This is a genomic window from Pseudomonas citronellolis, assembly GCF_029335315.1.
In the GTDB taxonomy this organism is placed as follows: Bacteria; Pseudomonadota; Gammaproteobacteria; order Pseudomonadales; family Pseudomonadaceae; genus Pseudomonas; species Pseudomonas citronellolis_A.
Genome location: NZ_JARJLT010000165.1, coordinates 1 through 5064, shown reverse-complemented (window position 1 = coordinate 5064; position 5064 = coordinate 1). Strand labels below are relative to the sequence as shown.

5 protein-coding genes are annotated in these 5064 nt (G+C 68.4%); 3 read left to right on the top strand and 2 right to left on the bottom strand.

The window, feature by feature from the left end:
- Nucleotides 1–11: 11 nt before the first annotated feature.
- On the top strand, nucleotides 12–722 hold the full coding sequence (locus P3W75_RS13285) for an ABC transporter permease (protein WP_276227817.1): 711 nt from the start codon (nucleotides 12–14) through the stop codon (nucleotides 720–722).
- A 9-nt stretch (nucleotides 723–731) separates the two neighbouring features.
- On the top strand, nucleotides 732–1493 hold the full coding sequence (locus P3W75_RS13280) for an ABC transporter permease (protein ID WP_276227816.1): 762 nt from the start codon (nucleotides 732–734) through the stop codon (nucleotides 1491–1493).
- Nucleotides 1494–1512: 19 nt separating this feature from the next.
- Here P3W75_RS13280 and P3W75_RS13275 read toward each other — a convergent pair whose 3' ends face one another.
- The gene (locus P3W75_RS13275) at nucleotides 1513–2136 is read right to left on the bottom strand and encodes a TetR/AcrR family transcriptional regulator (protein ID WP_276227815.1); all 624 of its coding nucleotides are present in this window, start codon (nucleotides 2134–2136) and stop codon (nucleotides 1513–1515) included.
- 101 nt (nucleotides 2137–2237) lie between these two features.
- Here P3W75_RS13275 and P3W75_RS13270 point away from each other — a divergent pair, with 101 nt between their 5' ends.
- On the top strand, nucleotides 2238–3251 hold the full coding sequence (locus P3W75_RS13270) for a succinylglutamate desuccinylase/aspartoacylase domain-containing protein (protein WP_276227814.1): 1014 nt from the start codon (nucleotides 2238–2240) through the stop codon (nucleotides 3249–3251).
- 173 nt (nucleotides 3252–3424) lie between these two features.
- Here P3W75_RS13270 and P3W75_RS13265 read toward each other — a convergent pair whose 3' ends face one another.
- Nucleotides 3425–5008 (bottom strand): peptide chain release factor 3, encoded by a 1584-nt coding sequence (locus tag P3W75_RS13265; protein WP_276227813.1) that lies wholly within the window; start codon nucleotides 5006–5008, stop codon nucleotides 3425–3427.
- Nucleotides 5009–5064 lie beyond the last annotated feature (56 nt).

Sequence of the window (5064 nt, the reverse complement as noted above, 5' to 3'; positions counted from 1 at the left end):
AGGGCCTTGCCATGCAATCCTATCTCGACCTGGTCGGCTTCGGCGCCCAGGGCTGGGGCCCGGCGCTGCTGCGTGGGCTTCTGGTCACCCTGCAGATTTCCTTCGGCGCCTTCCTCATCGGCATGCTCATCGGCCTGAGCGCCGCCAGCGCCAAGCTCAACGGCCCGCGCCCGCTGGCCGCCCTGGCGCGTGGCTACACCACGCTGTGCCGCGCGGTGCCAGAGCTGCTGCTGATCCTGCTGCTCTACTACGCAGGCTCCATGGGCCTGAACCAACTGTTCGCCTGGCTCGGCCATGGCGATTTCAAGCTCAACGGCACCATGGTCGCCATCGCCGTGCTCGGCCTGGTGCAGGGCGCCTACGCCTCGGAAATCTTCCGTGGCGCCATCCAGGCCATCCCCTATGGCCAGATCGAGGCGGCGCGGGCCTACGGCATGCACGGCTTCGGCCTGTTCCGCCGGGTTACCCTGCCGATCATGGCGCCCAACGCCCTGGCCGGGATGGCCAACCTGTGGGTCAACCTGATCAAGGACAGCGCGCTGATCAGCGTGGTGGGCACCAACGAACTGCTCTACACCGCCAAGCAGGCCGCCGGATCGACCCGCAGCTACCTGACCTTCTACCTCACCGCGGCGGCGTTGTATTACCTGCTCACGGTGCTCTCCAACCTGTTTTCCGGCTGGCTCGAGCGGCGTTTCCGTCGCTGGATTCCGGCGGTCTGAGGGGCTCCGATGAGCGATCACTGGATATTCGGCTACGGCAGCCTGCTGCTGCGCGGGCTCGGCACCACGCTGTCGCTGCTGCTGGTCAGCGCCGTGCTCGGCTTCGCCCTGGCGCTGCTGGTGGCGCTGGCGCGGATGTCACGCAACCTGTTCCTGGCCAAGGCCAGCCTGGCCTTCACCAGCGTCATCCGCGGCACGCCGCTGCTGGTGCAGATCTACACCTGCTACTACGGCCTGGGCAGCCTGTTCGCCCAGTACCCGCCGATCCGCAGCAGCTTCCTCTGGCCGTACCTGCGTGACGGCTACTGGTACATCGTGCTGGCGCTGGTGCTGTCGGTCGGCGCCTACGTCGGCGAAGTGGTGCGCGGCGGCCTCAAGGCCGTGCCGCGAGGCGAGCTGGAAGCGGCGGCGGCCTTCGGCATGCACCGTCGTCTGGTGCTCTACCGCGTGTGGCTGCCGCGGGCGATCCGCCTGCTGCTGCCGACCCTGGCGGGGGAGACGGTGCTGCTGATGAAGTCCACCGCGCTGGCCTCGACCATCGCCGTGGTCGACCTGCTGGGCGCCGCCAACGTGGTGCGCGCGCAGACCTTCCAGGTGTACCAGCCGCTGCTGCTGGTGGCGGCCATCTACGTGTGCCTGACGTTCATCATCGAGGCCTGTTTCAACCTGCTGGAGCGCACCACGCCGGTTCGCCGCGAGTCGGTTGCACCGCGCTCGCGCGCCGGCTGGGTGTTCTGGCGACGCAAGGTCAAGGCCGGCGGTCGGGCCTAGGCGCGGTTTCCGGCAACGGTCAGGCGTAAGCGCCGCGGCGCAGCCCTTCGACCCAGTGACGGCTGAGCTGCAGGCCGTCCTCGGCGCTGAAGGTGGTGGGGTTCAGGCACCACTCCAGCCACAGGCCGTCGAGCATGGCCGAGAGGCCGATGGAGGCCAGGCGCGGGTTGGCGATGGCGAAGTCCTCGCTGCGCGCGAGGTCGGTGATCAGGCTTTCGAGGAGTTTCAGGTAGGCGCGGTAGCCGCGCTCGTGGGCGTCGTTGACCGGCGTCGAGTGGCGGATGAGGCTCCAGAACACCACCCAGGGGCTGAGCAGGTCGGGGTCGAGCACGCCCGGCGAGAACGAGCCGACGAGAAAGGCGTCGAGGCGTTCGGCGGGGTCGTCGCCGGCGGCCGCGACGCTCTCGCGCAGCGACTGGGTGACCTCGGCGGCGAGGGTCTCGTAGGCCTGGGCGACCAGCGCCTCGATGCTGCCGAAGTAGTGATTGACCAGGCCCACGGCGACCCCGGCTTCCTTGGCGATGCGGCGCACGGAAATGCCGGCGTGGCCGTCAGCGACCAGGCACTTGAGGCAGGCGCGGACCAGGTCGTCGCGGCGTTCCTCGGGCGTGGCGCGGCGGGCTTTCTGGCGGGGGCTGTCCACGCGGGGAGTTCCTTGTGCGGGCGCCGGGGGCGGTGGTTGGAATCGATACTAGGGGGCGCCGGGCAAATTTGCCACGCCCCGCGACGAGGGAGGAGGCAAGCATGATCGAAGACGTATCGCTGCGGGTGACGGGGGATTCCGGCGCGCCGCTGGAGGTGCCGGCCTGGCGTGTCGACGCGGGCCGTCCGGGGCCGCGGGTCCACCTGCAGGCCGGGGTGCATGCCGACGAGATCGCCGGCATGCTGGTGCTGCACCAGCTGCTGCCGCGCCTGCGCGAGGCGGCCCGGCAAGGGCGCCTGAACGGCAGCGTGACCCTGGTGCCGCAGGCCAACCCGTTCGGCATCGGCCAGTTCCGCCAGGGGCGCATCCTCGGCCGCCACCACGAGGTCACCGCGCGCAACTTCAACCGCGGCTTCCCGGCCTCGGCGCGGGCCACCGGCAGTGTCGACAACCTCACCGACTGGCAGCGCCAACTGGCCGCCCTGGCGGCGCCGGCGGACATCGTCCTCGACCTGCACACCGACGACGAGGCGCTGCAGTACGTCTACCTCCACGAGCGCTTCTGGCCGGCCGGCCAGGACCTGGCGGCGGCGCTGCGCGCGGAACTGGCGATCATCTGGGAAGGCGACGGCGACGGTGCCTTCGAGGAAGTGGTGATCGCGCCCTGGCTGGCCGAGGGGCGCCTCGACGGGCGCCTGGTGGCGACCGTGGAGCTGCGTGGCCAGGGCGACGTCAGCGACGCGCTGGCGCAGCAGGACGCCGATGGCCTGTGGGCCTTCCTCTGCGCCCGCGGGGTGATCGACGAGGCCGCGCAACTTCCGGCCTGGAAGGGCGTGGCGGTGCCCATGGGCTTCATGGAAACGGTGTTCGCCCCGGTGGCCGGGGTGCTGGTGTTCGAGCGCGAGCTGGGCGATGTGGTGCAGGCCGGCGAGCGCTTCGCGCGGATCATCGCCAGGCCAGGGGATGCGGACAGCGAGGTGATCCTGCGCGCGCCGCAGGCGGGCCTGCTCGCCACCCGCTACCGCGACCGCCTGATCCCGCGCGGATCGATCGCGGCGAAGTTCACCGGCTCGGCGCCCTCCAGCACCTGGAGCTCCGGTGCCCTCGACCCGTGATCCTGGCTCACCGGATCGGCCAATCGCGTAGGGCGAATAACCGTTCGCGGTTATCCGCCGTTGGCCGGAAGACCTTGCCTGGGGATGACGGCGGATAACGCTTGGGGCGTTATGCGCCCTACGGGGGAAACGAAAACGCCCGCGCGAGGCGGGCGTTTTCGGTACCGGCGAACTCAGTGGTGTTCGCGGGTGGCGCGGAAGGTGATGTCCGGCCAGCGCTCTTCCATCAGGCTCAGGTTGACGCGGGTCGGCGCCAGGTAGGTGAGGTGGCCGCCGCCGTCCACGGACAGGTTCTCGAAGGCCTTGTCCTTGAACTCCTTGAGCTTCTTCTCGTCGCTGCAGTCGATCCAGCGGGCCGACCAGACGTTGATCTGCTCGTAGGCGCACTCGACCTTGTATTCCTCTTTCAGGCGGCTGGCGACCACGTCGAACTGCAGCACGCCCACGGCGCCGAGGATGATGTCGTTGTTGCGCTCGGGGAAGAACACCTGGGTGGCGCCTTCCTCGGCCAGTTCCTGCAGGCCCTGGCGCAGCTGCTTGGACTTGAGCGGGTCCTTCAGGCGCACGCGGCGGAACAGTTCCGGGGCGAAGTGCGGGATGCCGGTGAAGCCCAGCGCCTCGCCTTCGGTGAAGGTGTCGCCAATCTGGATGGTGCCGTGGTTGTGCAGGCCGATGATGTCGCCGGCGTAGGCCTCTTCCAGCTGCTCACGCTCGCTGGAGAAGAAGGTCAGCGCGTCGGCGATCTTCACGTCCTTGCCCAGGCGCACGTGGCGCATCTTCATGCCCTTCTCGTACTTGCCCGAGCAGATGCGCATGAAGGCGATGCGGTCGCGGTGTTTCGGGTCCATGTTCGCCTGGATCTTGAACACGAAGCCGGAGAATTTCTCCTCGGTCGGCGCCACGGTGCGCTCGTGGGTGCCACGCTCCAGCGGTTGCGGGGCCCAGTCGACGATGCAGTCGAGCACCTGGTCGACACCGAAGTTGCCCAGCGCGGTACCGAAGAACACCGGGGTCATCTCGCCCCTGAGGAAGGCATCCTTGTCGAACTCGTGGCAGGCGCCCTGCACCAGTTCCAGCTCTTCGAGGAAGTTGTCGTAGAGATCGCCCAGGTGGGCACGGGCCTCGTCGGAGTCGAGCTTGTCGATGATCTTCGTCTCGATGCGCTCGTGGCCGTGGCCCGGCACGTAGACGATGATCTTGTCCTGGGCGAGGTGGTACACGCCCTTGAAGTCCTTGTAGCAGCCGATCGGCCAGGTGATGGGCGCGGCCTTGATCTTCAGCACCGCCTCGATCTCGTCGAGCAGCTCGATGGGGTCGCGGATGTCACGGTCGAGTTTGTTGATGAAGCTGACGATGGGCGTGTCGCGCAGGCGGCAGACTTCCATCAGGGCGATGGTCCGCGGCTCTACGCCTTTACCGCCGTCGAGCACCATCAGCGCCGAGTCCACCGCGGTCAGGGTGCGGTAGGTGTCTTCGGAGAAGTCTTCGTGGCCGGGGGTGTCGAGCAGGTTGATCATGTGCTCGCGGTAGGGGAACTGCATCACCGAGGTGGTGATGGAGATGCCGCGCTGCTTTTCCATCTCCATCCAGTCGGAGGTCGCGTGGCGGTCGGACTTGCGCGACTTCACGGTGCCGGCGACGGCGATGGCCTTGCCCATCAGCAGCAGCTTCTCGGTGATGGTGGTCTTACCGGCGTCGGGGTGGGAGATGATCGCGAAGGTTCGGCGCTTGGCGACTTCGGCGGCCTGGTTGGTCATGGGTGCGTGCCTGCTGGAGTTCGGGGCGACGGGCGCGGACGGCCCGGAAAAACGCG

Excerpts from the sequence above, each read along its gene's own strand:
- P3W75_RS13285 (WP_276227817.1), top strand. The coding sequence starts at position 12 with ATGCAATCCTATCTCGACCTGGTCGGCTTCGGCGCCCAGGGCTGGGGC.
- P3W75_RS13265 (WP_276227813.1), bottom strand. The coding sequence starts at position 5,008 with ATGACCAACCAGGCCGCCGAAGTCGCCAAGCGCCGAACCTTCGCGATC.
- P3W75_RS13280 (WP_276227816.1), top strand. The coding sequence starts at position 732 with ATGAGCGATCACTGGATATTCGGCTACGGCAGCCTGCTGCTGCGCGGG.
- P3W75_RS13270 (WP_276227814.1), top strand. The coding sequence starts at position 2,238 with ATGATCGAAGACGTATCGCTGCGGGTGACGGGGGATTCCGGCGCGCCG.